General features: G+C 69.2%; 26 protein-coding genes. 14 read left to right on the top strand and 12 right to left on the bottom strand.

The features are described from left to right. Positions 1-2: 2 nt before the first annotated feature. Entirely contained in the window at positions 3-905 is a 903-nt protein-coding gene (locus LIV37_RS35285) for an alpha/beta fold hydrolase (RefSeq protein ID WP_020871851.1), read from the bottom strand. A gap of 97 nt (positions 906-1,002) precedes the next feature. Between LIV37_RS35285 and LIV37_RS35280 the strand changes: the two genes are divergently transcribed. The 6 genes from LIV37_RS35280 to LIV37_RS35255 all read left to right on the top strand — a co-directional run bounded on the left by LIV37_RS35280 (position 1,003) and on the right by LIV37_RS35255 (position 5,037). After that, positions 1,003-1,890, top strand: a complete 888-nt coding sequence (locus tag LIV37_RS35280; protein WP_020871850.1) for a LysR family transcriptional regulator — start codon at positions 1,003-1,005, stop codon at positions 1,888-1,890. A 70-nt stretch (positions 1,891-1,960) separates the two neighbouring features. After that, positions 1,961-3,037: a tartrate dehydrogenase gene (locus tag LIV37_RS35275; RefSeq protein WP_020871849.1), complete on the top strand. Its 1,077-nt coding sequence runs from the start codon at positions 1,961-1,963 to the stop codon at positions 3,035-3,037. A 12-nt stretch (positions 3,038-3,049) separates the two neighbouring features. Beyond that, a complete protein-coding gene (locus tag LIV37_RS35270; protein ID WP_020871848.1) occupies positions 3,050-3,574 on the top strand; it encodes a MepB family protein in 525 nt (174 codons plus the stop codon). Between the two features lie 99 nt (positions 3,575-3,673). Next, the gene (locus LIV37_RS35265; protein WP_243146101.1) at positions 3,674-4,237 is read left to right on the top strand and encodes a serine hydrolase domain-containing protein; all 564 of its coding nucleotides are present in this window, start codon (positions 3,674-3,676) and stop codon (positions 4,235-4,237) included. Further along, entirely contained in the window at positions 4,234-4,587 is a 354-nt protein-coding gene (locus tag LIV37_RS35260; protein WP_243146102.1) for a beta-lactamase family protein, read from the top strand. Before LIV37_RS35265 ends, LIV37_RS35260 begins: the two co-directional genes overlap by 4 nt. A gap of 48 nt (positions 4,588-4,635) precedes the next feature. Further along, positions 4,636-5,037, top strand: coding sequence for a VOC family protein (locus LIV37_RS35255; RefSeq protein ID WP_020871847.1), 402 nt, complete (start codon positions 4,636-4,638; stop codon positions 5,035-5,037). A gap of 86 nt (positions 5,038-5,123) precedes the next feature. On the opposite strand, the gene LIV37_RS52685 is transcribed toward LIV37_RS35255, so the two are convergent. The 5 genes from LIV37_RS52685 to LIV37_RS35235 form a co-directional block, all read right to left on the bottom strand. Continuing rightward, on the bottom strand, positions 5,124-5,201 hold the full coding sequence (locus tag LIV37_RS52685) for a 50S ribosomal protein bL37 (RefSeq protein ID WP_370443954.1): 78 nt from the start codon (positions 5,199-5,201) through the stop codon (positions 5,124-5,126). Positions 5,202-5,333: 132 nt separating this feature from the next. Further along, entirely contained in the window at positions 5,334-6,368 is a 1,035-nt protein-coding gene (locus tag LIV37_RS35250) for an NAD(P)-dependent alcohol dehydrogenase (protein ID WP_020871846.1), read from the bottom strand. Continuing rightward, entirely contained in the window at positions 6,361-6,867 is a 507-nt protein-coding gene (locus tag LIV37_RS35245; protein WP_020871845.1) for a MerR family transcriptional regulator, read from the bottom strand. The genes LIV37_RS35250 and LIV37_RS35245 overlap by 8 nt, the downstream gene beginning before the upstream one ends. Before the next feature lie 9 nt (positions 6,868-6,876). Beyond that, positions 6,877-8,145: a M24 family metallopeptidase gene (locus LIV37_RS35240; RefSeq protein ID WP_020871844.1), complete on the bottom strand. Its 1,269-nt coding sequence runs from the start codon at positions 8,143-8,145 to the stop codon at positions 6,877-6,879. 88 nt (positions 8,146-8,233) lie between these two features. Next, positions 8,234-8,971: an SDR family NAD(P)-dependent oxidoreductase gene (locus LIV37_RS35235; RefSeq protein ID WP_020871843.1), complete on the bottom strand. Its 738-nt coding sequence runs from the start codon at positions 8,969-8,971 to the stop codon at positions 8,234-8,236. 101 nt (positions 8,972-9,072) lie between these two features. On the opposite strand from LIV37_RS35235, the gene LIV37_RS35230 reads away from it, so the two are divergent. Further along, the gene (locus LIV37_RS35230; RefSeq protein WP_020871842.1) at positions 9,073-9,921 is read left to right on the top strand and encodes a helix-turn-helix transcriptional regulator; all 849 of its coding nucleotides are present in this window, start codon (positions 9,073-9,075) and stop codon (positions 9,919-9,921) included. Here LIV37_RS35230 and LIV37_RS35225 read toward each other — a convergent pair. Further along, positions 9,918-10,664, bottom strand: a complete 747-nt coding sequence (locus LIV37_RS35225) for a TetR/AcrR family transcriptional regulator (RefSeq protein ID WP_020871841.1) — start codon at positions 10,662-10,664, stop codon at positions 9,918-9,920. The genes LIV37_RS35230 and LIV37_RS35225 overlap by 4 nt on opposite strands. A 94-nt stretch (positions 10,665-10,758) precedes the next feature. On the opposite strand from LIV37_RS35225, the gene LIV37_RS35220 reads away from it, so the two are divergent. Next, positions 10,759-11,805, top strand: a complete 1,047-nt coding sequence (locus LIV37_RS35220; protein ID WP_020871840.1) for an amidohydrolase family protein — start codon at positions 10,759-10,761, stop codon at positions 11,803-11,805. A gap of 299 nt (positions 11,806-12,104) precedes the next feature. Here LIV37_RS35220 and LIV37_RS35215 read toward each other — a convergent pair whose 3' ends face one another. From LIV37_RS35215 to LIV37_RS35200, 5 genes are all read right to left on the bottom strand, one after another. Next, entirely contained in the window at positions 12,105-12,938 is an 834-nt protein-coding gene (locus LIV37_RS35215; RefSeq protein ID WP_121824129.1) for a site-specific integrase, read from the bottom strand. 508 nt (positions 12,939-13,446) lie between these two features. Next, positions 13,447-13,743: a helix-turn-helix transcriptional regulator gene (locus tag LIV37_RS52680; RefSeq protein WP_148717768.1), complete on the bottom strand. Its 297-nt coding sequence runs from the start codon at positions 13,741-13,743 to the stop codon at positions 13,447-13,449. A 191-nt stretch (positions 13,744-13,934) separates the two neighbouring features. After that, positions 13,935-14,318, bottom strand: a complete 384-nt coding sequence (locus LIV37_RS35210) for a hypothetical protein (RefSeq protein WP_158634864.1) — start codon at positions 14,316-14,318, stop codon at positions 13,935-13,937. After that, entirely contained in the window at positions 14,315-15,238 is a 924-nt protein-coding gene (locus LIV37_RS35205) for a DNA methyltransferase (protein WP_121824132.1), read from the bottom strand. Before LIV37_RS35205 ends, LIV37_RS35210 begins: the two co-directional genes overlap by 4 nt. Beyond that, positions 15,238-16,173, bottom strand: coding sequence for a hypothetical protein (locus LIV37_RS35200; protein WP_148717769.1), 936 nt, complete (start codon positions 16,171-16,173; stop codon positions 15,238-15,240). The genes LIV37_RS35205 and LIV37_RS35200 overlap by 1 nt, the downstream gene beginning before the upstream one ends. 544 nt (positions 16,174-16,717) lie before the next feature. Between LIV37_RS35200 and LIV37_RS35195 the strand changes: the two genes are divergently transcribed. The 6 genes from LIV37_RS35195 to LIV37_RS35170 all read left to right on the top strand — a co-directional run bounded on the left by LIV37_RS35195 (position 16,718) and on the right by LIV37_RS35170 (position 24,049). Next, the gene (locus LIV37_RS35195; protein WP_020871837.1) at positions 16,718-17,695 is read left to right on the top strand and encodes a hypothetical protein; all 978 of its coding nucleotides are present in this window, start codon (positions 16,718-16,720) and stop codon (positions 17,693-17,695) included. Further along, a complete protein-coding gene (locus LIV37_RS35190; RefSeq protein ID WP_020871836.1) occupies positions 17,686-18,105 on the top strand; it encodes a pilin in 420 nt (139 codons plus the stop codon). The genes LIV37_RS35195 and LIV37_RS35190 overlap by 10 nt, the downstream gene beginning before the upstream one ends. Positions 18,106-18,191: 86 nt before the next feature. Beyond that, positions 18,192-20,015, top strand: coding sequence for a TrbL/VirB6 family protein (locus tag LIV37_RS35185; protein WP_020871835.1), 1,824 nt, complete (start codon positions 18,192-18,194; stop codon positions 20,013-20,015). 16 nt (positions 20,016-20,031) lie between these two features. Continuing rightward, positions 20,032-21,186 (top strand): PrgI family protein, encoded by a 1,155-nt coding sequence (locus LIV37_RS35180; RefSeq protein ID WP_020871834.1) that lies wholly within the window; start codon positions 20,032-20,034, stop codon positions 21,184-21,186. A 122-nt stretch (positions 21,187-21,308) separates the two neighbouring features. After that, positions 21,309-23,087, top strand: coding sequence for a VirB4 family type IV secretion system protein (locus LIV37_RS35175; RefSeq protein ID WP_020871833.1), 1,779 nt, complete (start codon positions 21,309-21,311; stop codon positions 23,085-23,087). 110 nt (positions 23,088-23,197) lie between these two features. Continuing rightward, positions 23,198-24,049 carry a GP88 family protein gene (locus tag LIV37_RS35170; RefSeq protein WP_158634865.1) on the top strand — a complete coding sequence of 284 codons (852 nt, stop codon included), beginning with the start codon at positions 23,198-23,200 and terminating at the stop codon, positions 24,047-24,049. Positions 24,050-24,131: the final 82 nt, after the last annotated feature.

Genomic DNA, 24,131 nt, shown 5'->3' with positions numbered 1-24,131 from the left:
GGTCAGGCGCTCCCGTACTCCCCGAGGAACGCCCGCAGATGGCGCAGCGTCTCCTCCGGCGCCTCCTCGGGAAGGTAGTGGTCGCACGGCAGCGCGTGCCCGCGCACATCGTCCGCGTAGCCGCGCCAGACCTCCGGTACGTCGTAGTGGCGGCCGACGAAACCGTGCGCGCCCCACAGGGCCAGCAGCGGTGCGGTGACCCGGCGGCCCGCGGCGGCGTCCGCGTCGTCGTGGACCAGGTCGACGGAGGCGGCGGCGCGGTAGTCCTCGCAGCTGGCGTGGATGGCCGCGGGATCCGAGAAGCAGCGGACGTACTCGGCCTGGGCCGCCTCGTCGAACGGGGTTCCGCCCCGGTGGCGCGCCCCCATCCGGGTGCGGATCCAGAACCCGGGGTCCTGGCCGATGAGGTGCTCCGGGATGCCGTGGTCCGCGGCCAGGAAGAACCAGTGGAAGTAGCCGAGACCGAAGTCCTTGTCGGCGTGCTGGAAGACGTACCGCGTGGGCACGATGTCCAGGACCGCGAGCGCTGAGACGGCGTGCGGATGGTCGAGGGCCAGCCGGTGGGCGACCCGGCCGCCCCGGTCGTGACCGGCCACCGCGAACCGGTCGAAGCCCAGCTCCCGCATCACCAGCAGCTGGTCGCGCGCCATGGCCCGCTTGGAGTACGGGGTGTGCTCGGCGTCGGACACGGGCTTGTCGCTGTCGCCGTAGCCGCGCAGATCGGTCAGGACCACGCGGTGGGTGGCGGCGAGCGCCGGGGCGACGTGGTGCCAGATCATATGGGTCTGCGGATAGCCGTGCAGGAGGAGGACCGGCGGCCCGTCCCCGGCGGTGCGTACGTTGATTCCCACACCCTCGACGTGGACGGTGCGGCGGTCGAAGTCGTCCAGCAGCTGCTCGCTCATGCCCCGATCCCAGCAGCCGCCCGCGGTGCGCGTCCAAGACCCGTTGACGACAATCCTTATAAGCGACACCTATGGAAGTGTGCGGGGAGGCGGCGCGGTGGATGTGCGGCAGCTGGAGTACTTCCTGGCCGTGGTGGACCAGGGCGGATTCAACCGGGCCGCCGCCGCGCTGTATCTGTCCCAGCCGTCCCTCTCCCAGGCCATCCGCGCCCTGGAGCGCGACCTGGGCAGCGACCTCTTCCACCGCATCGGCCGCCGGGCGGTCCTCACCGACGCGGGCACGGCGCTGATCGGACCGGCGCGGGAGGCGGTGCGCAGCCTCCAGCTCGCGCGGGCCAGTGTGGAGTCGGTGCACGGGCTGCGCGGCGGCCGGGTGGACATCGCGGCCCCGCCCTCCCAGGCCGTCGAACCGCTCGCGGGGCTGATCGACCGCTTCGCCCGCGCCCATCCCGCGGTGTCCGTACGCGTACAGGCCGCGTTCACCCCGCGCGACGTTACGGAGATGGTGCGCACCGGCGCGTGCGAGCTGGGGCTGCTGGCCTCCCCCGGCCCCGTACCGCAGGGCGATGTGCGCACCTATCCGCTGGTCGAGCAGCGCTTCGTGCTGCTGACGCCCCCGGACGGGCCGTTCCGCCCCGGGGTGCCGGTGCACCATGAGCAGCTGTCCGGACACCGGCTGATCGTGGGCCAGAAGGGGACGGGGATGCGCCGGTACGTCGACGATCTGGTGGCCGAGGGCGTCGCGCTGACCGTCGTGGTCGAGACCGAGCACCGGGTGTCGATCCTGCCGCTGGTGCTGCGGGGCGTCGGCCTGGCCGTGGTGGCCGACGCCTGGCGCGGCCTCGCGGAGCGGGCGGGGGCGCTGGTCCTGGACCTGGAGCCGGCCACCAGCCTGCATATCGCCCTGGTCAGCAGGCGGGCCCGGCTGACACCGGCGGCGGAGGCGTTCGTCGGCACCGCCATGGAGCCACATGGAATCTCATAGGGCGGGCCTATAAGACCCATGCGATCTGCGTCTTGGACGCGGAAGTCGCTCACCTGCTGCAATCCCCTCCATGACGAACCGCCGCACGACCACCACCCACCGCATCGCCCTGATCCCCGGCGACGGCATCGGCAACGAGGTCATCCCGGCCGCCCGCCGGGTCCTGGACACCGTCGCCGCCCGGCACGGCATCGGCTTCACGTACGAGACGTTCGACTGGTCCTGCGAGCGCTATGCCAATCTCGGCGCGATGATGCCAGACGACGGTCTCGACCAGTTGCGCGGCCATGACGCGATCCTGCTCGGCGCGGTCGGCTACCCCGGCGTCCCCGACCATGTCTCGCTGTGGGGGCTGCTGATCCCCATCCGCCGGGGCTTCCAGCAGTACGTCAATCTGCGCCCCATCCGCGTCTTCGAGGGCGTGCCCAGCCCGCTGCGCGACGCGGGCCCCGGCGACGTCGACCTCGTCGTCGTCCGGGAGAACGTCGAGGGCGAGTACGGCGAGATCGGCGGCCGCCTCGGGCGGGGGCTGCCGGAGGAAACGGCCGTCCAGGAAGCGGTGTTCACCCGCAAGGGCGTCACCCGCGTCCTGGACTACGCCTTCTCCCTCGCCGAGCGGCGCGGCGGCCGGCTCACCTCGGCCACCAAGTCCAACGGCATCATCCACACCATGCCGTTCTGGGACGAGCTGGTGGCCGAACGCGCCACCGCGCACCCGGAGGTGGCCTGGGACCAGGAGCACATCGACGCCCTCGCCGCCAAGTTCGTCCTCGACCCACGGCGCTTCGACGTCGTCGTGGCCTCCAACCTCTTCGGCGACATCCTCAGCGACCTCGCCGCCGCGGTCGCGGGCAGCATCGGCATCGCCCCCGCGGCCAACCTCAACCCCGAACGCGACTTCCCGTCCATGTTCGAGCCCGTCCACGGCTCCGCCCCCGACATCGCCGGACGCGGTATCGCCAACCCGCTCGGCGCGATCTGGTCCGCCGCGATGATGCTCGACCACCTCGGCCACGCTGAGGCGGCCACCCGCGTCACCGACGCCATCGCGACCGTCCTGGCGAAGACCCCCGTCCGCACCCCGGACCTGGGCGGTACGGCCACCACCGAGGAGTTCACCGACGCGCTGCTCGAACTGCTCCGATGACAGAATGACCGCATGGCGACAAATCAGCCATGGGCGGGGCTCCATGGTGACCTGCTGGCGGCGAAGACACTGGTGTACGACCCGAGCGGTTTTGCCTGCTCGCCGCCGGTGCCCGAACCGGAGAGCGCCGAATACGCGGCGTGTCGGTTCACGCTCGACGGCCGCTCGGTCCGGTTCCGCGTGGCCAAAACCACCCCGACGAAGGTCGGGCAGTTCGTCACCGTGTGGCAGCGGTCCGAGGACGGGCCGATCCGGCCCTTCGACGCCGGCGACGGGGTGGACCTCTTCGTCATCAGCAGCCGGGACGGCCATGCCTTCGGGCAGTTCGTGTTCCCGTGCGCGGTGCTGTGCGAGCGCGGCATCGTCTCCCGTAGCGGGAAGGGCGGGAAGCGAGGGTTCCGGGTCTATCCGCCGTGGGCGACGACGACCAACCGGCAGGCCCGCGGCACCCAGGCATGGCAGGTGAACCACTTCTTCCACCTCGGCCAGGACGGCCCCGCCGACCCGGCCCGCGTCCGCGCCCTCTACCGGCCGTAGTGGGGTTGTCCAGGGCGATGGGGGCCGGCCGGATCGATCCCGAACGCGGCGGACTCTGACGTGACCATTCGGTCGCGATGGGGCTTCGAGGGGGAGCGCATGAACGTGGTCAGGCGCAGGCGGGTGCTGAGTGGCGGTCTCACCCTGGCGGTGGCGGCGGGTGTCGCGGCGGCGACAAAGGGTGCCGTGGCGGCGGCGCCGAGGGGTGACGGCGCGCCGCGGCGGAACACGACCGCCGACCACACCCCTCGCCTGCGCGCCATCCTGCACCGGCTGACCACGGCCGACGGCGTGCCCGGAGCACTCGTAGCGGTACGGAACCGGCGCGGCAGCTCCGTCCTGACCAGCGGCGTCGCAAACGTGAAGAGCCACCCGCCGATGCGCCGCGACAGCAGGTTCCGGATCGGCAGCATGACCAAACCATTCGTGGCGACGGTCGTGCTCCAGCTGGTGGGCGAGCGTCGCATCGTCCTCGACGCGCCGGTGGAGCGCTATCTGCCCGGTGTCATCCGCGGCCACGGAAACGACGGGCGGATCATCACCGTCCGCCAACTGCTCCAGCACACCAGCGGCATCCCCGACTACCTCGCCCACCTCACCCCGCAGGAGGTCCTCCGGCAGCAGCTTGAAACCCCTCGGTCGCGGGCGCGGGCGGCGGCATGATCTCCAGCGGCACCGACCTCAACCGCTTCCTGGACGCACTCGTACGCGGCAAGCTGCTGCGCCCGGCACAACAGCGGCAGATGATGACGACCCGCCCGACCGGCAACCCCGACGGTCGGGCGTACGGCCTCGGCCTCGGCCTCGGCCTGGAGAGCAGACCACTGCCCCACGGCGGCCTCTACTGGGGCCACGGCGGCGACATCCTCGGATACGGAACGGTGGGCGGCGCCACGGCCGACGGCCGGCAGGCGACGGTCATGGTGAACCTCAACGCGGGCGGCACGGACGCCCAGGACGCCGACATGAAGGCCGCCGTCCAGACAGCCCTCTGCGCGGGCCGCCACGCCTAGACCCGGTCCGGCGGAATAGCCACGGCCGGTCACACCTTGCCGCTGAACATGCGCATCTTCCGCACCTACGCCCGCGTCTACGCCACCGACCTGGACGCGGCGCTGTCACCGCTCACCGCCCTCACCGGTGAACCGATCACCACCCGCTTCACCATGCCGAACGGCCTGGAGCTGGCCACCGTCGGCCGGATTCTGGTGGTGGCGGGAGACGAACGGACACTGGAGCCGTACCGGGCGACGTCGGCCACGCTGATCGTGGACGACCTGGACGAATGCCAGGCACGTCTCACCCGGACCGGAGCCGAGATCGTACGCGGCCCGCAGGCGGCCCCCACCGGCAGAAACCTGACCGCCAGGCTGCCCGGCGGCGCCCAGATCGAATACGTCGAGTGGGACGAGGCCCAGTGGGAACGCGCCGGAGGCCGCCCAGCCGCCTCGAACCCCTCGTAGGCCAACTGACGGGACTCCCCGTGCCCGGGCGCGGTGGCGCCACGCGCTCGGGGAGCCCGTCGCCGTCATTCGGCGGAAGCCCCAGGTCAGGACTGGGGGCGGCTCCCGTGATTGGCTCCGTTCTTACGACGGGCCTTCTTCTTACGACGTCGCTTCGACGACATGTCGCCTCCTTTCCAGCAATGCTTTTCGCCCTATGTGTACCGATTACCTCGGCATCTCAAGCGATGATCGCGGCGCGCTTACCCAGCCCCCCGGCACATCACGCCCCTCCGTGAAACACCTCACGCCGCGCATCAGGCCAGGTCGAGGACGAAGCGGTAGCGGACGTCGTTGCGGGCCAGCCGGTCGAGGCCGGTATTGACGTCGTGCGCGGGCACGATCTCGGTTTCGGCGGTGATGCCGTGTGCGCCGCAGAAGTCGAGCATCTCCTGGGTTTCGACGGTTCCGCCGCTGCCCGCGCCGGCCAGGTTCTTCGCGCCGACGATCAGGCTGAGGGGGCTGAGCCGCAGGTCTTGCTCCGGGATGCCGACCAGGCAGAGGGTCCCGTCGATCGCCAGGGCGGTCAGATAGGGCTCCAGCGCGTGCGGCGCTCCGACGGTGTCGAGGATCAGGTCGAAGCGCCCGGTCTGCGCGGCCATCTGCCGCTCGTCCCGGGAGAGGACCACATCGTCGGCGCCCAGTCGGCGGGCCTCGGTGGCCTTGTCGGGAGAGGTGGTGAACTGCACGACCTCGGCGCCCATGGCGTGGGCGAGTTGGAGGGCGATATGGCCCAGGCCGCCCATGCCGACTACGCCGACCGTCCGGCCGGGGCCGGTGCCCCAGCGGCGCAACGGTACGTAGGTGGTGACGCCCGCGCACATCAGCGGGGCCACTCCCGCCGGGTCCAGCCCGCTCGGCAGCGGGTAGGCGAAGTGCTCGTCGACGACGTATTCGGTGGAGTATCCGCCTTGGGTGCGGGAGCCGTCGACGCGGTCGGTGCCGCCGTAGGTGAGCGTGACTCCCTCGTGGCACCAGTTCTCCCGGCCGGCGCGGCAGGCGGGGCAGGTGCGGCACGAGTCGACGATGTTGCCCACCGCGACCTGGTCGCCGACCGAGAACCGCGTGACCGCGTCGCCGACCGCGCTGACCTCCCCGACGATCTCGTGTCCCGCCACGAGCGGGAAGGCGGCCGGGTCGCCGTGGCGGATCGCGGACAGGTCGCTGGCGCACACACCGCAGTAGCGGACCCGCACCGCGATGTCCTTGTCCCGCGGCTCCCGGCGCTCGAAGTCCCACGGGGCCACGGCCGCGCCCTGCGCGTGCGCCGCCCATCCACTGACCTTAGGCATGTTCGTTCCTGTCTTCCGTTGTTCGCGTCGTTCCCGCCGCTCGCTTCGTTCGCGGGGCCGCCTCGCCCGGAGGGCGGGCGCCGGGGGCAGCGGTGCCGATCTCGTCCTCGCAGTCCAGGCCACGCCGTTTCAGGTCGCGGTGGTGCGCGATCTTGTCCCGCACCACCGCCAGGTCCTGACACAACTGCCCGATCTGCTGCTCGATGGCCGCGGCGTGCCGCTCCAGGAGGGCCGTACGCCTGTCGTGCCATTCCAGGCCGGAGCCCATCCGCACGAAGGCCCGCACGTCGTCCACCGGCATACCGGTGCGGCGCAGCGCCTGCACCAGGCGGATGAACCGGATCGCGGCGGGCGAGTAGCGGCGCCGTCCGCCAGTGCCCCGTTCCACCAGGGGCAGCAGACCTTCGCGCTCGTACCAGCGCAATGTGTCGATGCTCAGCCCCGTCAGCTCCGACACAGCGCGGATGCCGATCCGGTCCGGTTCGGAGGAGTCAGCCATACCCCCACGCTAAGAGCTGGAGTCAACTCCAGCGCAAATCGTCGCGTCGCCCCCTGCCGCCCGCAGGATCCGCGCCGTGTACGGGTTGAGTTCGATCGGCTCGCCCTCGCCGACGATCACCGTGCCGCCGAGGTAGGCCAGGCGCCGCCCGAAGGCGTAGTTGGGCTCGAAGGCGAAGGTCATCCCGGGTTCGAGTGCCAGGTCGCCGGAGATGGTGGGGTGATCGTCCTCGGGCGGGTAGGCCGAGGCGCCGGCCATCCGCCGACTGGCGTCCGCGGGGAAGCCGCTCAGCGCGATCGCCGGGTTGAGCGCGTGTACCGCGGGGCCGAATTCCCAACCGTCGGCCGCGTCCAACGGCTGGCGCACGGCGTCGACGACGTCGCCGAACGTCCGGCCGGGGCGCAGCGCTCGCAGCCCGGCGTCGTAGGCCGTGCGAGCGACGCCCGCGGCGCGCCGAAGGTCCTCGTGCGGCTCACCGATGGCGATGGTGACCTGGTGCTGGGTGTGGCGTCCGCCGACATTGCAGAACACCTCCGCGGAGATGATGTCGCCGTCCCGCAGGGTGCGGGGAGCTTGCGGGCGGTAGCCCCACTGCGGCAGACCGGAGGCGAGGGGGTCGGGGCCGGACCAGAAATGCATGGCCGCCGGAATGGTCCCGCGCGCATATCCCGCGGCCATTCCCGCCGCGTACACCTCGCTCTCCGGAACACCGGCAGCGGCGGTGTCGACCATGGCTCGCACCATGGCGTCGCCGATACGCGCCGAGTGGCGCACAACGGCGATCTCCTCGTGGCCCAGCGGCATGATGAGCCGGGAAAGAGCCATGGCGACCTGCTTGAACCGAACCTCGGGAAACTGCGTCAGAACGTTGTTCCAGAGGCGGTAGGGCACGATGCCCTCGGGGTGCCACGGGGGATAGGGCTCCAAGCCGACGACGCCGATCGTCCCTTTCTCCAGCCCCAGTTCGCGGAGCGTGTCACCGATCGCGCGGGAGTCGCGAGACGCTCGGATGTTCTCCGGCGGGATCCATATGACGTCGCCTCTGCGCGTGGATTCGAGGTGGTCCTTCGTGAACATCTCCATAGGGAACAGGGATATGGGGTCTCCGTCGCGGGGAAAGACAACCGTCGTCCCGGCCCTGCCGTTGGTGAACCAGGTGTCAAAGGCGAACGGCGCCGGGCCGGCGTCTTCGTGTTCACCGAAGACGAGCAGCGCGTCGAGACCCTCGCGCTCCATGAACGCCCGCGCCAGGTCCCACCGGCGATCACGCTCAGCCATGGAAAAAGTGGGAACTTCTCCATCACTCATGCAGCTCTCCTCAAGATTTCTCACCAAGGTTTCACCATGTGGGTGCGCCCGGTCCCCCTCACCAGGGGAGGGCGCCGTCGCGGTCGCGGTACTGCCCGGTCGGCCCGGGCGAGGTGGTGGCGAACTCGACGATGGCGTCGGTGCCCTCGGTGACCGTCTGGGTGCCCTTGTGTCCGTTGAGGTCGGTGGCGGTGAAGCCGGGGTCGGCCAGGTTGAAGCGGATCCCGGGGATGGCTTTGGCGTACTGGGTGGTGATCATGTTGAGGGCGGCCTTGGAGGACGGATACATGAGGTGGGGGAAGGTCGACTCCTTCCGCTGGGGGTCCGATGTGATGGTGAGCGACCCGGCGCCGCTGGAGACCATCACCACTCGTGGGTCGTGCGCCGCCCGCAGCAGCGGCAGGAACGCGTGAGTGACGCGGACCGGGCCGAACACGTTGACGCGGAAAACGGGGATGAGGTGCTGCGGCAGCGTATCCTCGGGGCCGATGAGCTCACCGGTGATCCCGGCGTTGTTGACCAGGACGTCGAGCCGGTCGGTGGTCTCGCGGACGGTCCGGACGGCGGCGTTGACCGAGTCGTCGGACGTGACGTCCAGCGGCACGAACGTCACGTCGGCGCCGTCGGCCGACAGCCGCTCGGCGGCCTCGCGGCCGCGTACATCGTCACGTGCGCCGAGGAAGACGCGCCAGCCGAGCCCGCCGAGCCGGCGGGCCGTCTCGTGGCCAAGGCCCTTGTTGGCGCCGGTGATCAGGACGGTGGTCGTGGGGTCCGAGGTGGATCGGGTATCGCTCATGCCCCGAACGATGCACCGGTGGCGGGACGCCATCCAGGCACGCCCGAGAGTGGGAGCGGCCGTACCAGGATGCCGAGCGCCGGCCGGGGGAGACTGGGCGCATGGACCGTCTCGAACTCGCCCGCGTCCTCAAGGCCGCCCGGGCCCGCATCGCACCCGGGGAGGTCGGCCTCGCGGCCGGCCCCAGGCGCCGGGTCGCCGGGCTGCGCCGTGAGGAGGTGGCCCAACTCGCCGGGCTGAGCGTGGAGTACGTGGTCCGCCTGGAGCAGGGCCGCGGACCGCGGCCGTCCACCCAGGTGCTCACGGCGCTGACCCAGGCGCTCCGGCTCGAGCGGGACGAACGCGACCAGGTCTTCCGCCTCGCCGGCAGCGCACCGCCACTCGCCGGCGGGGTTGAGATGGCGCTCCGGCCGAGCGTGCTGCGGCTGCTCCAACGACTGGCCGGCCTGCCCGCGCTGGTGCTGTCGGCCAAGGGCGACGTGCTGGCGCAGACCCCGATGGCGGGTGCGCTCCTCGGAGACCTGAGCCAATGGCCCGAGGGGCGCCGCAACATCATCTGGCAGCGGTTCCTCGGCAGCGGCTACGCGCGCGTGGCGCTCGACCCGGAAGAGGATGAGGCGTCGGCACAGCAGTCGGTCGGGCTGCTGCGCACCGCGCTCTCGCGCTACCCGGACGACCCGGATCTACGTGCGCTGATCGAGGAGTTGATCGCCGGCAGCGAGCGGTTCTGGAGCATGTGGGAGGAGGGGCGCTCGGCGGTGTACCGGTCGACGCGCAAGACGATCGACCACCCCGATGTGGGGCGCCTGGTCCTGGACTGTGACACGCTCCTGCTGCCGGACACCGACCAGTCGATGATCGTCTACTCCGCCGCGGCCGGCACGCGCGAGGCATCGGCACTCGACATGCTGCGCGTGACCGGCGCCGAGCGGATGAGCGTGAGTTCCTAGTCGTCCGCGGCGAGCCGGTCGAGCCATTCGCCGAGCAGATGCCGCTCCGCACCGCTGAGCGCCGTCTGTTCGGGCAGGAGGGCACGCAAGGTCCGGGCGGCGCCGGCCGGGCCCGCGTCCCGCACGACGGGTTTCTCGTGGGTGACGGCGGTGACCATCGCTTCGCGCATCGCCGTGAGCAGAGCCGGGTCGCGCTGATCCGCGGGCAGTGACAGCCAGGTGAGCACGGCCCCGCGCGCGGTCGCGTGGATGAGAGCCGCCGCAAGCGTTTCGTCGACGCGGAGCAGGCCGCCGGCGGCGAGGCGGCGGACGCGCCCCAGCAGGATCCGCATGCCCGCCTGAAATGCGGCCGATGTCGTGCCGCGTTTGGGCTCGCCGTACATCAGCGCGTAAAGCTCGGGGTTGGCGAGCCCGAACTCAACGGCGAGGTCCCAGCCCGCCCGCAGATCCTCCACGGGGTCCCGAGGGTGGGCGTCCGCGTGCTTGGCCGCGAGGAACGTGGCGTAGCCATGCTCGGCCACCGCCTCGAGGAGCCCGTCCTTGTCGCCGAACAAGCGATAGATCGCGGGGGGTTGCGCCCCGGCTGCCGCCGCGACCGCGCGGGTGGTCACCGCGTCGCGCCCCTCGCGCGCGAGCAAGCCCGCCGCCGCCTCGACAACCCGCTGCCGGGTGACCTCACGGGCGTCGACCGCGGCCTCCGGCTCCGGGACGGGAATGGCGCCGCCCTTCGATCCATCAGACATGAATCAATGATACCGCCGATCCGATTCCATCGATACTATCGGTGTTATCGTCATTGCCGTATCGTCGGAAACAGCGAACCAAGAGGAGTGTGCTATGCCCGAGCAGCTGCGCATCGTAGGCCTGGAGGAACACGTGGTTCTGCCGGTCCTGCTCGACGCATGGGCGAAGGCGGGGGTTCCGCGGATCCCGCAACTCGGCTACGGCGACGAGCCGTTCGCACGGCGGTTGCGAGACGTCGGCGATCGGCGCCTGGCCGACATGGACGACCAGGGCGTGGATGTCGCGGTGCTCTCCCTGGCCAGCCCGGGGGTGCAGAACCTCACGGCGGCGGACGCCGTGAGCGTCGCGCGGGCGGCGAACGACGCGCTCGCCGAGGCCGTCCGGGCCCACCCGCGGCGTTTCCAGGCACTGGCGGCCATCCCGACACCCTCACCCGAGGCCGCCGCGGCGGAACTCGAACGCGCGGTCACCCGGCTGGGCTTCCGCGGCGCGATGCTGTACGGGCGCACCGGCGACAAGCCGGCCGACGCACCGGAGTTCGACGACCTCTACGCCACCGCCGAGCGGCTCCGGGTGCCGCTGCACTTCCACCCGCAGACCCCGGTACGGGCGGTCCAGGAGGCGTACTACTCGGGACTGCCCCACGGGGTGGGCCCCATGCTCGCGACCGCCGGGCTGGGCTGGTACTACGACCTGGGCGTGCAGTACCTGCGGATGATCTTCTCCGGCGTCTTCGACCGCCACCCCGGTCTTCAGGTGATCGCGGGGCACTGGGGCGAGGTCGTCCTGTTCTACCTGGACCACATCGGGATCCTGAGCCACGCGGCGAAGCTGGAACGCCCCCTGGCCGACTACTTCCGCCAGAACTTCTGGGTCGCGGGAAGCGGCACGGTCAGCGAGCGCTATCTGCGGTGGACGGCGGAGGTCGTCGGCACGGACCGCATGCTGTACTCGACCGACTACCCGTACACGTTCGGGACGCGGCCCGGCGGCTTCCCCTTCCTGGACACCAGCGGCGGGGTCGCCCGCTCGTTCCTGGAGCAGGCGCCGTTCACCCAGGAGGAGAAGACGGCCATCGGCTCCGGCAACTGGGAGACGCTGACCGGCCATATCGCGGCCGTCACGGACGTTGCGCCCTGAGCAGGGCATAGGCCCAGGTCAGAGACCTGGTGGCGGACGAGTCGGCCTGTACGCCGGGGACAGTAGGGGCTCCCCCACAGATACCCTCCGACCTGCACCTACATGCCGCATCACCGATCGTGATGCACATCTGGTGCACAACCTTCCGAAGCCGAGGAACCCCAGCCGCATGGAAGTCAACTTCGCCGATCATGAGTGCTGCCCTCCTCGTGTCTCCGGGACCTTGTGCCGTGGCTACGATCAATCTGCCAGCGAAACGCCCGTCCTACCCGGTAAGCACCGCAGGTTACATCCATCGCTCACCGAGGTCGTTGGGAGCTCCTTCGTTCACGCTCGGCTCGGGGTGTCAGGGCAACCTCAGGCAGGCCAGCAGGCGCTGCGATGCCGTACAACTCCTCGAACGAGGCGGGAGCGTTCTCCCAGTCAACTTCCCAAACGAGGTAGCCGTACGTATCCAGCGTCTCGGCCAGCCGTGCGTGGCGCATGCGCGCCTGCACCTTGCGCGGCTCCAGGCCCGAGGCGACCAGCACGGCATCAGCAAAATGCCGAAGGTCCCGGAATGTGGCCTTCTTCGGGATCTCCACTCCTCGCACCCGAGCCCGCTCCTTCGCCAGGTCGAACGCCCGACACAGGGCGTTCTCTCGTACGGGCGTCCAGTACCTGGTTACTGTGACCAGGTCTCCGTACTCCTCAGGGACGGGGGGCAAACCTCGCTTTTCTCTCTTACGTAGCGCCGCAGTCGACAGAGGCGCTCGCCAACGAGCCATGTGCGCCTTGTACTTGTCGAGCAGGAAGGAACCAACATCGAGCACCGCTTGACTGGCTTCCGTCTTCAAGGGCACTGCTTTCCCCCGTTGCCGCTGTTCCTCCACTAACTGCTTGCCCGCTGCGGTCTCCATGTCGGGACGCCGCACTCCAGCAGCTTCCATGGAACGCAGAGCTTGCAAAGCCCCGTACCAAATCAACAGTTCATATCGAGGATCGATCTCCTCAGCCAATGCGATCACATGTTTCCATGCCAGCCGCACGCCTCTGCCGCTCCCTTTGGGAAGACGGATACCCGACACGGGGTTTCCCTCAAGGTAGCCATCCTCTACCGCCATGGACAACATGGCCGACAACGCCTTCTTCACTCCGGAACGAGTAGTATCGGGTATCCCTCCAGCCTTTATCTCGGTGAAGAAATCTCGATACTCTCCGCGCTTTACGTCGCCTACCAAACGCGAACCCAAAACCGGTACAACTTTCCCTCGCAGCCGGTACCCGTATGTCTTAACGGTGCCCTCACGGCCTTCGTGTCGAGACAGGAATGTCTCAATGTACTCAGCGATGGTCGGGGTGCCGGAGCTGCTCTTTCGACCCCTATGCGGGAACGGGTCTCGACCTTCCTCCACCGCAGCACGTTGACTGCGTTGGAATGCTAGAGCAGCCGTCTTCTTGTTCTTCGGGAAGTTCTTTGAGCACTGGCGTCCATTCTCGTCCCTCCAGCGCGCTTGCCACCGCTTCTCACACCCATGCTCGCCACTCGGTACCAGACCGGGGTGTTCGCGGCACTCTGGCTCTCCGGCCCTGGGCCGAGACTTGTGCCAGCGGTCATACGGCTCTTCCTTGGCCACTCGTCACCTCCTATCTAGCCCTCCGTCAGGCAGCCCGCGGCATGTTTTTGATGTACTGGGAAACATCTGATTCCCGATAACGCAGCGCCCGGCCTCCCATGCGGAGCGGTTCTGGACCCCGTCGCTCCACCTCCCAGGTGCTTGCCCAGTTATAGAGCGTCTTGCGCTTCACGCCGAGTCGGCCCGCTGTTTCCTGTGCAGTTAACAGGCGCCCAGAATAGCCAGGGGATTTCGACAATGAAACCCTCCAAATTTTGGTCCCGCGCAAGCGGAAATCAAGCGAATGAATTTGACTCTCCTGGCACGCCACTTTCGTCGACATGCCCACTGTAGGATCTTGAAGACTCCCAATCGGACGCGGTTCAGGGGGCCATGGCCACGGTGAGGTCAGCGACACGAAATGAAGCGTTGACAGAGCATGCCTTAGCGAAAACCGCGACTGGGGAATGGGCCAGTTTCACGGTGTCCCCGGCCGCCCGTCAGCAGGATCCTCTATATCGGCACTTTGCCGCCTCATCTGCGAAAGTCGCGCTTCAGCGAGAGTCTGGAACGGCGGGTTGAGGTCGATCCCGAGGTAGGAGCGGTCCAATTGGCATGCGGCCTGCCCGGTGGTGCCGGTGCCGCTGAAGGGCGAGGGGCACCGCCCCGGTGCGCGGTGGACGCGGGATATTCCAGGCTCGGGTGCTTGTGCTGGGCGGCGTTGGTGCCATGGCCTGTGGAATGGGCGCACGACGGGTTGCCGCCGGTCCAGGTGCCGGTGACGTAGTCGCGCAGTCCCCAGTACGGGGGCGAGGTGACCACGCAGTCCGCGCGGTCGTCCGGGAGATTGCGCAGCACCTCGACCCCATCCCCGGTGTAAAGGGTGACCGAATCATCGGCGTAGTACGGGAAGATCACGCCGCGGCCCTCCCCTGCGAGACGGCCGCCCGCTCCCGGCGGCGCAGCGGACTGGGCCCATGCGGTGGAGCGGACAGCGCTGCGGCGGCGGTATGCCGTGGAGTCTGGAAGATCAGCACATCCTGGTGAGTGGTCAGCATGACCGGCTGTGCGAGGACTCGTTCGTGGCGAGCGACGCTGCGGCGCTGAGCCAGCGAGGCGCGCACTACGAGCCGGGAGTCGCGCAGCCCACTCAGCAGCGCGACGCACCGTTCCACCGGAAGCAGTCCGCCCGTCCGCCCAACACGCGCTACATGCCCCGGCAGGTCGAGCAGAGCATCGCGGCTGCGGTGTCGCGGGACCACAACGATCACGTAGCCGCCGGGCCGCAGCAGCGGTTGGCATTGGACCAGCAGCGCATGGAGTCGGTCAACGGCCGCGCCTTCCTCGGCGGTCGCGCTGGTGCCCCGATCAAGTTCATCTGTCCGGTGCGCACGGGAGCGCAGAGGGGGACGCCAGGCAGTCAGGAGCAGGTCGCTGTGGCCGGCCAGCCCGGCATTGCGCATGGCCGTCGCGTCGGGGGGACCATCGAGCACCATTCCATCCGGCACAGCGCCGTCACGTTTGGCTGCGGTGACGTTGGCACGGGCGATGGTCCGCCATCGGTGGTGGCGGGTGATCCCGATGGCATGTCGTCCGGCGCACAGGGCCTCGACCAGGACCGTGCCGACGCCGCAGTCGGGGTCGAGCACGGTGTCGCCGGGGCGGGTATACGCAGCGATGGCGTAGGCGGCGATGGCCGGAGGCATACGGGCAGGATCCTGGGCGGTGGCGGACACGTAGGGGCCGCGCGCCAACTGGAGGGAGCCGTCGTGCTGTCCAGTGGGCCACACCGAGAGCGGAAGGCCCACCCAGCACAGCGGCGGGAATTGGTGAGCCATCAGCGCCCCTCCCCAGCTTCGGTGTCTGCCTCCGCCCGGGGACGTGCGAACAGGTACACGTCGGAGTGGATGCGAATGTGGCGCGCCTTCGAAGCATCGGTCCGACGTTGCGAGAGCGGGGTTGCCTCGCGAGGCGGTGGTGCGGTCAGGCCGCTGCGACGGATAGGAGTCTCCAGCAGGACTACGTGATCGAGGGCGATGAGCCCCGCGCGGTGAGCGGTGTGCGTCAGCAGGCTGCCGGGGTCGAACAGACGCCCCTGTTGATGGTCACTGTGGGTGATGAATGCCAAGGTCCCGTTCGGCGTCAGGAGATCGCGCCAAGGGGTGTCGGCGACCCAGTCGGGGTCTCGTGGGTCGACGAAAGTGATCACAGTGTCGTAGCGATCCGGACTGACTGCGGTCGCGTTCGGGTCCGCGGGCAGGTCGGCGTGAGTCGGTGTCGGGTCGGGCGGCCCCGGGAGGAGTCCGAACCCCGACTGGCGGGTGAGTCCGGGTTCGGACAGCGGGCTCCTGACGGACGCAGCGATACACACATGGAGGGTGCGGTCGAGTCGGGCTGCGGTCTGGGCCGCGTCGGTCAGTCCGGTCAGCAGACCGGATCCTGACTCAGCCGAGCCCGGGAGTTCTCGTCCGGCCGTGGATTCACCGTGGCGGGTGGGCGGGGCGAGGAGCAGTACCCGCTGCCCGGGTTCGCTGTAGAGGGCGACGATCTTGACGATGGCGCCCAGAAGCCACCCGGGGAGGGTGTCCGCATCCGGGTGGCTCTGCTCCAATGCGACCGGCCAGACCGACCCGGGGCGCACCCAGCGTCCCAACAGCGCGCCTCGGGGTGAACTGGCCTGGGCGCCCCCGCCGCCCCGTCGGTCGAAGGGGTCGTACTGCTGATGTCCTTCTCGACCGTGGGGTGGCCTGGCGCCTCGTCGGTTGCGTGTCATACCCGTTCTCCTTGGGTCCGTAGCACTGCGTGGACACCGGAAAAGACCGGGTTCGGGGCCAGTTTTGGACACCGTCGAGCCGAAGTCACCCATCCGCCCCTCAGGGTCGCGCCCTGCCGAACGCTCTCTTGGGATTCTTCGTCAGCATGCCGATGGGCGGAAAAGTCGGTGCCTCACCGGACTCCAGGCAGGCCTCGGCGACGCTCCATATTTCCTTCGGGGAATCTTCCACTCCCCGAGCCCTCGGGTGGCGAAAGCACGACCCGGCGCGCCCGGTCTCACTGGCTTGCCACACGACCAGGGAACACCTACTGAGAAAATAAAACAGCAGGTCAAAGCAGCTTAAGAGGCGACTAAGGGCGTGCGTCCAAAGCCGTTCCCCACTACCTCCGCGCGACCGCCTTCATTGTCGCGCTTAGGAACTCTTTAGCAATTTTGACGGCACACAAGGCCGAACGCCTTGTTGCCCTCTTGGCTATTTCTTGTCGGCGACCTGAATCCATTGATGCGTCGTTTCCACCTCTTGTGTGAAGGAGGGCGTTTCATGGCTGGCAGGCGTCACGCTCATCACTCGAACCGCCGTCAAGTCCAACAGTTGCCGCTTGATACCGCTCGGCAGTGCTTTACCTGGCTGGTGACCGGGCCGGATCCCCTGTCGGTGGACGGCCGGAAGTTTTCCGGTCTGCCCAACCGCCTGGTGCCGTTGAACGAGTTGCGGAGCCGCATGCTGCGGTGCCGCTGCTCTCGCCGCACCCGCGACGCCGTGTGGGCTCATCTGGTGCGGCGCTCCCGGGAGGAAGGCGCCACCTGGACTCTGGCGTGCACCGGGATGGCGCTGCCCGCCCTGGCAAGCACCTCGCGGTGGCTGGCGGCCCGGTATCCCGGCGACGCGTTCGACGTCCAGGCGGAGGTCCTCTCCGGCTTTCTATCCGCCTTGGCGGACATCGATCTCGACCGGCCGCGTGTGCTCGTGCGGCTGCGGTGGGCGGCCTATCGAGCCGGGCACGCCGCCCTGGCCGAAGCTCTGGGCGCGCCCACACCGGTGGCCTCCGGCTTCCATTCCTCTCCGCCCAGGCCCCCGTGGGGGCACCCGGACCTCGTTCTCGCCCAGGCAGTCCGTCAGTCGGTCCTGACCCGGACCGAGGCTGACCTGATCGGCGCGACCCGACTGGAGGAGTCCGCCATCACCGGCTGGGCAGTCGCGAATCGGACTACGACCGACGCGGCCTACAAGGCCCGCCAACGCGCCGAGCGCCGTCTGGTCGCATTCCTACGCGATCAAGCCCTGGACACCGACTCGAACGACCCGGTCGCCGCCAGCGTGCTGGCCGACCCCGACCGGCCTGCCCGACAACTCCGCACAGGCTCGTCACACTCCGTTAGCAATTCGCCGGACGACGCCGCGCAGAAAGCTCCGGATCCCCTGTCCAATTCGCGGCCCGAGACCGGCCTTCTCAGGTGCGGGGGGAGTTCGCCCGCCGCATCCCCCAGGCAGTCTTCGGAGGTACCACGATGCGCCTGACATCACCGCCGTCCCGCCGCTGCCGACACCACCGCACCGCCCGTGCCGACCGCAGCAGCCAGCGGTGCCTGGCCACATGGGCGGGGCGGTTCCTGCTGATCGTCAGCCTCGTTGTCGCGGTGTCGATCCTGCTGACGTCGGCGGCGCAAGCCGAGCCGGTACAGGTCCAGGCGCTGGCCAAGTCGATCAACACGGTCCTGGACAACCTGCGTAGCTGGCTCATGGGCATTCTGGCAGGTCTGGCCACCGTGTTCCTCACCGTCGGGGGTGTGCGGTACATCCTGGCCGCAGGCGACCCGGGTGAAGTCGAGAAAGCCAAGTCCTCCTTCAAGAGCGCCGGCTACGGGTATGGGCTGGCCACCCTGGCGCCGCTGGTGGTGGAGATCTTCAAAGGGATCGTGGGTGCCTGATGCCCGCCGCCCCGCCACCCCCTCCGCCCGTGGCCCGCTGGCACAGCGCGCTCCGCACAGCGTCGGGAGCGCGCCCTCACCGGCCGGTGAACCGGATACGGGCCCTGGGTTCGGGCTTCGTGGCGGTGGTCATCGCGGTGCTGTTCGGCTGGCTGCTGGCGTCGGGTGCGCGAGCCGCACCTGACGCCCCCGCCCCTGAACCTTCCGGCACCGCCTCAGCCGCGCCCGGCAGTCCGGCGCCGAGTTCGCCGTCGTGGGGCTCATCACCAGGAATTCCTCACGTTCCCACCGCACCGCCTTCAACGACGGAGAAGCACCCGTGTGCTTCTCCGTCGAGCGGGTCGCCGCCGTCGGACTGCATTCCGCAGCCCAGCAGCAGCGGCGACGCCAGCTCCGTTCCGCTCCCGACCGAAGAACCGGACGGCGACGACGATGACGGAGGCGGTCCGGGCGGTGTCGTCGGCTGGATCGTCGACGGCATCAACGCCGCCATCACCGTCTTCTTCAAGGGACTGGTCACCAAGGCGCTCAACCCGCTGCTGGACCTTCTCGGCAAAACCCTGCTGTCCACCCCGACCCTGGACCAGCTGCCACGCATCGGTGAGCTGTGGTCGAACTCCTGGCACATCATGCTGGCCTGTTACGGCATGCTCATCATGATCGCCGGGATCGTGGTGATGGCCTACCAGTCCGTCCAGACCCACTACTCCATCAAGGAAATCGCCCCGCGCATCGTCCTGGGCTTCCTGGCCGCGGCCCTGTCCCTGTTCGTCGCCAACAAGGCCATCGCCACCACCAACGCCCTGTCCCGAGCCGTACTCAGCGAGGGCGTGGACGAGGACAGCGCCGCGAAGACGCTGCGCAACCTGATCCTCAACTCCATCAACGGCGGCATCTTCGTCATCTTCATGCAGGTGTTCATCGCCGGGATGCTGGTGGCACTCCTCGTCACCTACGCCGTACGCGTCGCGCTCACCATGATCATGGTCGCCGGAGCGCCACTGGCCCTGATGTGCCACGCCCTGCCGCAGACCGACGGCATCGCCCGCTGGTGGTGGCGCAGCTTCTTCGGCCTACTGGCCGTTCAACTCGCCCAGTCCCTGACCCTGGTCATCGCCCTGCGGGTGTTCCTGGACCCGGACGGCTTCACCCTGCTCGGCCCCAACAAAACGGGCCTGGTCGACCTCATCGTCTCCCTGGCCCTGATGTACATCCTGTTCAAGATCCCCTTCTGGATTCTCGGCTCTCTCCGCGGCAGCCACCGGCGTTCCTTCACCGGGAGCCTGGTGCGCACCTACATCGCCGCCAAAACCCTCGGAGCACTACGCGGCATGAACTCAACCAGCGCCTTCGGTGCGGCATCGCGATCCCGCACCGGCAGGAACAGCACACCAATCCCCGCTCAGACCCGCCGCAGCACGCGAGCGGCCAGCCCACCCGTGGTCCGGCGCCGCCCGCCCGGACCGGCCCTGTTCCGCGAACCCGTACCCGGAGCAACCCCTCCGTTCGGTCCACAGATCGGACCACCGGGCATGCCCACCTTCCGCGCCCCCACCAGCCCATCCAACAACAACTCGGCCAGCCCCCGCCCGGCCCCCATGCCCCGGCCCACGACACCACCCGGCCCGCCGTCCTTCCGCACACCCGGATCCGGCACACCCCCACCCACCCGAACCGGCTATCCCACCACGCCCTCGGGCCGGCCACGGTTCCAGCCACCCACCGATCCGTCCCCCACACGGCCCCGACGGACCCGTGATCAATCCGCGCCGGTGACCTTCCGCCCGCCGGTGCCCGCTCCCACCGCCCCGGTCCCGCGGAAACGCACCAGTGCGCCGCCTCCACCACGCTTCAGCTCCCCACCCCCTCATCACCAACCATCACCCCGCCAAGGACGGCGCAGGAACTGAACGAGGGTGACCCGCGATGACCCAGCCGGTACGCATTCCAGCCGACGTCGACCGTGAGGACACGGTTCTGGCGAACCTGACCGCCCGCCAACTGCTCATCCTCTCGGTGGCCGGCATCGTGCTCTACGGCACCTGGACAGCCACCCGCGACGTGGTGCCGCTGGCAGTGTTCGCAGTCGTGGCCGTCCCCATCGCGGTGGCCATCACCCTGCTGGCCCTCGGGTGGCGGGACGGCATCTCACTGGACCGGCTGGCCCTTGCTGCCATCCGCCAGCGCATGAGCCCTCGCTACCGGGTCGCCGCTCCCGAAGGCATCCACCGCGCCCCCGCCTGGCTGGCCGACCGGGCCACCCACAACTCGCAAGAACTCAGCGCCAAGGGGGACATTGTTCCGGCAGCGCTGGAGCTTCCCGCCGAGGGCGTCACCGAGGCCGGTGTGGTCGACCTCGGCACGGACGGGGTCGCCGCACTGGCCGTGTGTTCCACCGTCAACTTCTCCTTGCGCACCCCGACTGAACAGGAGTCCCTGACCGCCGCGTTCGGCCGCTATCTGCATTCCCTCACCGCGCCGGTTCAGGTACTGGTGCGCGCCGAGCGCCTGGACCTGACGGGACAGATCAGCGAGCTCCGCGAGCAGGCCCCCACACTGCCGCACCCAGCGCTGGAGGAAGCCGCCCGCGAACACGCGGACTATCTGGCCCAGCTCAGCGCCCAGAGCGATCTACTGCGCCGCCAAGTGCTGCTCGTTCTACGCGAACCGCTGGGACCGCCGGGTGCGGTCGACGGGCTCGGCGGCGCCTCACCACTGGCGGCTTTCACCCCCCGCCCGCGGCACCGGGACGCCGCGCGCCCCTCGGCGGAGGCAGCGCGCGGGGCGGCGGAAGCCCGCTTGGTGCGGCGGCTCGGCGAAGCCGTTGATCTTCTGAGCCCGACCGGGATCGTCGTCACCCCGCTGGACGCCGGGCAAGCCACCGCGGTGCTGGCCGCCGCCTGCAACCCCGACAGCCTCGTCCCCGTCTCCTCCCACCTCGCCGGAGCGGACGATGTAATCACCACCGCCTCGGTCCCCGAAGACGACACCGCCCTGCGCACCTTCGAACGCCCGGACACATCCGCCCCAGAGAGCGACGAGACCGAACACGACCGGCCAGCAGGGAGGGAATCGCGATGATCCGCAAACGTGCTGGCCGTTCACGCGCCTCACGTCGGGAGGCGCCCGCGGCAAGCGTTGGTGCCTTCACTCCCGATGCGCTGACTGTCAGCCCCCGGCGGCTGGAAATCGGCGGCGATCAGGTGGCTTCCTTCGCCATCACCGGCTTTCCCCGCGAGGTCTACCCTGGTTGGCTACAACCTCTGCTGACCTACCCGGGCCGGGTGGACGTCAGCGTGCACATCGAGCCGATCGACCCGGTCACCGCCGGCACCCGCCTCAAGCGGCAGCTCGCCAAGCTCGAATCCGACCGCCGCTACACGGAGCAGAAAGGCCGGCTGCTCGACCCGCACGTGGAAGCGGCTACCGAGGACGCCTACGAGTTGTCCTCCCGGGTCGCCCGTGGCGAAGGCAAGCTCTACCGTCTCGGGCTCTACCTGACCGTGCACGCGACCAGCCCCGAGGAGCTGGCCGAGGAGGTCGCCGCCGTCCGCTCGCTGGCGGCGAGCCTGCTGCTGGACGCCAAACCGACCAGCTACCGCAGCCTGCAAGGCTGGGTCACCTGCCTGCCCATGGGCCTGGACCTGATCCGCATGCGCCGCACCTTCGACACCGCGGCGCTCTCGGCAGCGTTCCCGTTCACCAGCCCCGACCTGCCCCCGAGCGACCCCACCTCCGTCGCCGCCCCCACCGGCGTGCTGTACGGGTACAACATCGGCTCCCAGGGACTGGTGCACTGGGACCGCTTCGCCCTGGACAACCACAACTCCGTCATCCTCGGCCGCTCCGGCGCCGGCAAGTCCTACCTGGTCAAACTGGAGCTTCTACGTTCGCTCTACCGCGGCATCGAGATCCACGTCATCGACCCGGAGGACGAATACGCCCGCCTCACCCAGGCGGTCGGCGGCACCTACGTCCACCTCGGCGCCGAGCAGGTCCGCCTCAACCCCTTCGACCTGCCCGTGCACACCCGCCCCGACGGACGGCGCACCGCGCCCAAGGACGCCCTCGTACGCCGTGCCCTGTTCCTGCACACCGTCATCGGCGTCCTGCTGGGCAGCACCCTGCGCCCCACCGAGCGGACCGTACTGGACCGGGCGATCACGGCGACCTACCAGCGCGCGGGGATCACCACCGACCCGCGGACCTGGACCCGCCCAGCCCCGCTGCTCGCCGACTTGGCGGCCGTTCTGGAACGGTCGAAGAACCGCACAGCGCAGGACCTGGCCGCTCGGCTGGACCCGTACGTACGCGGCGCCTTCTCCAGCTTGTTCGACGGCCCCACCACGAGCAAACCCGAAGGCCACCTCGTCGCCTTCTCCCTGCGCGACCTGGCCGACGAGCTCAAAGCCATCGGAACGCTGCTGACCCTGGACGCGGTATGGCGACGGGTGTCCAACCCGGCCCTTCGCCGCCCCCAACTGGCCGTCGTGGACGAAGCCTGGCTGCTGATGCAAGAACCCGCGGGAGCCGAGTTCCTGTTCCGTATGTCCAAGTCCTCCCGCAAACGCTGGGCAGGCCTCACCGTCGCGACCCAAGACGCGGCCGACATCCTGGGCTCCGAACTCGGCAAAGCCATCGTGTCCAACGCCGCCACTCAAATCCTGCTACGCCAGGCCCCACAGGCCATCGACGAGATCACCGCCACGTTCAACCTCTCGGACGGTGAGCGGCAGTTCCTGCTGTCAGCCGACCGCGGCCAAGGCCTGCTCTCCACAGGAACCCAACGAGTGGCCTTCGAGGCGATCGCCTCACCCACCGAACACCGCCTGGTGACCACCGACCCTGCCGAACTCGCCGCCATGGCCGAATCCAGCGGTTTCGCAGAGGCCGAAGAACCATACCTGGACCTCGCCCACGCCGAGGCGGCAGACAACTTCGCGGATCACAACGGCGATCACGTCGACCTCGGGATCGCCTGACCAACCTCTCCGAGCGATCACGTCACTGCAGATGCAGTCGTACAGCCTCCAATACCGCAGTTCCGGAGCCAGCGACGCCTCACCTGCTCCTTCACACGAAGGGCGCTCTCATGCCTACCCCCTCATCAGCACCATCCCGCCTGCCTCCATCACCACCGTCGCCGTTGCTGACCCAGAACCGGGAAATGCGCGCGATCGGAGCGTGGAACTGGACACTGCCGGCCTGGGCCGGTCGGCTCCCGGAGGGCCATACCTACAACACCTGCCCCTCCGCAGGGATCTGCCGCCACGTCTGCTACGCCCGGCACGGCACCTACACCTGGCCGGTGGTCAAAGCCAAGCACGAGGCGAACCTGCGCTTCGTCCTGAATGATCTACCCGCCTGGGAACAGGCGATGATCACCGAACTCGGCGCCAAGAAGTTCCGCGGGGTCTGGATACGCATCCACGACTCAGGCGACTTCTTCACCGACGCCTACACACGCGGCTGGCTCCGGGTGATCCGCGCCCGGCCGGACGTCAACTTCTACGCCTACACCAAGGAAGTGGCCAGGTTCCGCGCACTGGTGGAGCCGGATCCACCGGAGAACTTCCTGTGGGTATTCAGCTTCGGGGGCACCCAGGACGCCGCCTTAGATCCCGAACGTGACCGCGTGGCGGATGTCTTCCCCGACGAGGAATCCATCACCGCGGCCGGATGGCACTCACAACAAGCCAGCGATCTCCTCGCGGTACTGGGTCCGCGGCTGGTCGGGATTCCCGCCAACAGAATTCCGCGCTTCCTCAAGAGGCTGAACGGTCGCACCTTCCGCTCGTGGCAGGCCGAGGTCGACGCCGAACGCCAGGCTCATCACCGATCGAGCGCGCGTAGCGGTCTGCGCCTGATCACGGGCAATCGACCGGAGACGCACGACAACGCCGAGGAACGGCGCGCTCCTGAGCACCAGGACCGCGCTGCCTAACGGCGGCTCTCCACCCCCCTGACGCTCTCTCCATGGAAGGTCGCGTGCCATGGGTCGCCCCGTTCATTTCGTTCTTCCATCC

It is taken from the genome of Streptomyces rapamycinicus NRRL 5491 (assembly GCF_024298965.1).
GTDB classification, from domain to species: Bacteria; Actinomycetota; Actinomycetes; order Streptomycetales; family Streptomycetaceae; genus Streptomyces; species Streptomyces rapamycinicus.
This window is presented reverse-complemented; position numbering and strand designations above follow the sequence as displayed.

Bases quoted from the DNA above. Each gene is read 5' to 3' on its own strand.
- LIV37_RS35205 (WP_121824132.1), bottom strand. From the start codon at position 15,238: ATGGCTCACCAATTCCCGCCGCTGTGCTGGGTGGGCCTTCCGCTCTCG.
- LIV37_RS35220 (WP_020871840.1), top strand. From the start codon at position 10,759: ATGCCCGAGCAGCTGCGCATCGTAGGCCTGGAGGAACACGTGGTTCTG.
- LIV37_RS35265 (WP_243146101.1), top strand. From the start codon at position 3,674: ATGAACGTGGTCAGGCGCAGGCGGGTGCTGAGTGGCGGTCTCACCCTG.
- LIV37_RS35240 (WP_020871844.1), bottom strand. From the start codon at position 8,145: ATGGCTGAGCGTGATCGCCGGTGGGACCTGGCGCGGGCGTTCATGGAG.
- LIV37_RS35230 (WP_020871842.1), top strand. From the start codon at position 9,073: ATGGACCGTCTCGAACTCGCCCGCGTCCTCAAGGCCGCCCGGGCCCGC.
- LIV37_RS35170 (WP_158634865.1), top strand. From the start codon at position 23,198: ATGCCTACCCCCTCATCAGCACCATCCCGCCTGCCTCCATCACCACCG.
- LIV37_RS35195 (WP_020871837.1), top strand. From the start codon at position 16,718: ATGGCTGGCAGGCGTCACGCTCATCACTCGAACCGCCGTCAAGTCCAA.
- LIV37_RS52680 (WP_148717768.1), bottom strand. From the start codon at position 13,743: ATGTCGACGAAAGTGGCGTGCCAGGAGAGTCAAATTCATTCGCTTGAT.
- LIV37_RS35275 (WP_020871849.1), top strand. From the start codon at position 1,961: ATGACGAACCGCCGCACGACCACCACCCACCGCATCGCCCTGATCCCC.
- LIV37_RS35255 (WP_020871847.1), top strand. From the start codon at position 4,636: ATGCGCATCTTCCGCACCTACGCCCGCGTCTACGCCACCGACCTGGAC.
- LIV37_RS35270 (WP_020871848.1), top strand. From the start codon at position 3,050: ATGGCGACAAATCAGCCATGGGCGGGGCTCCATGGTGACCTGCTGGCG.
- LIV37_RS35260 (WP_243146102.1), top strand. From the start codon at position 4,234: ATGATCTCCAGCGGCACCGACCTCAACCGCTTCCTGGACGCACTCGTA.
- LIV37_RS35190 (WP_020871836.1), top strand. From the start codon at position 17,686: ATGCGCCTGACATCACCGCCGTCCCGCCGCTGCCGACACCACCGCACC.
- LIV37_RS35200 (WP_148717769.1), bottom strand. From the start codon at position 16,173: ATGACACGCAACCGACGAGGCGCCAGGCCACCCCACGGTCGAGAAGGA.
- LIV37_RS35180 (WP_020871834.1), top strand. From the start codon at position 20,032: ATGACCCAGCCGGTACGCATTCCAGCCGACGTCGACCGTGAGGACACG.
- LIV37_RS35235 (WP_020871843.1), bottom strand. From the start codon at position 8,971: ATGAGCGATACCCGATCCACCTCGGACCCCACGACCACCGTCCTGATC.
- LIV37_RS35285 (WP_020871851.1), bottom strand. From the start codon at position 905: ATGAGCGAGCAGCTGCTGGACGACTTCGACCGCCGCACCGTCCACGTC.
- LIV37_RS35245 (WP_020871845.1), bottom strand. From the start codon at position 6,867: ATGGCTGACTCCTCCGAACCGGACCGGATCGGCATCCGCGCTGTGTCG.
- LIV37_RS52685 (WP_370443954.1), bottom strand. From the start codon at position 5,201: ATGTCGTCGAAGCGACGTCGTAAGAAGAAGGCCCGTCGTAAGAACGGA.
- LIV37_RS35250 (WP_020871846.1), bottom strand. From the start codon at position 6,368: ATGCCTAAGGTCAGTGGATGGGCGGCGCACGCGCAGGGCGCGGCCGTG.
- LIV37_RS35225 (WP_020871841.1), bottom strand. From the start codon at position 10,664: ATGTCTGATGGATCGAAGGGCGGCGCCATTCCCGTCCCGGAGCCGGAG.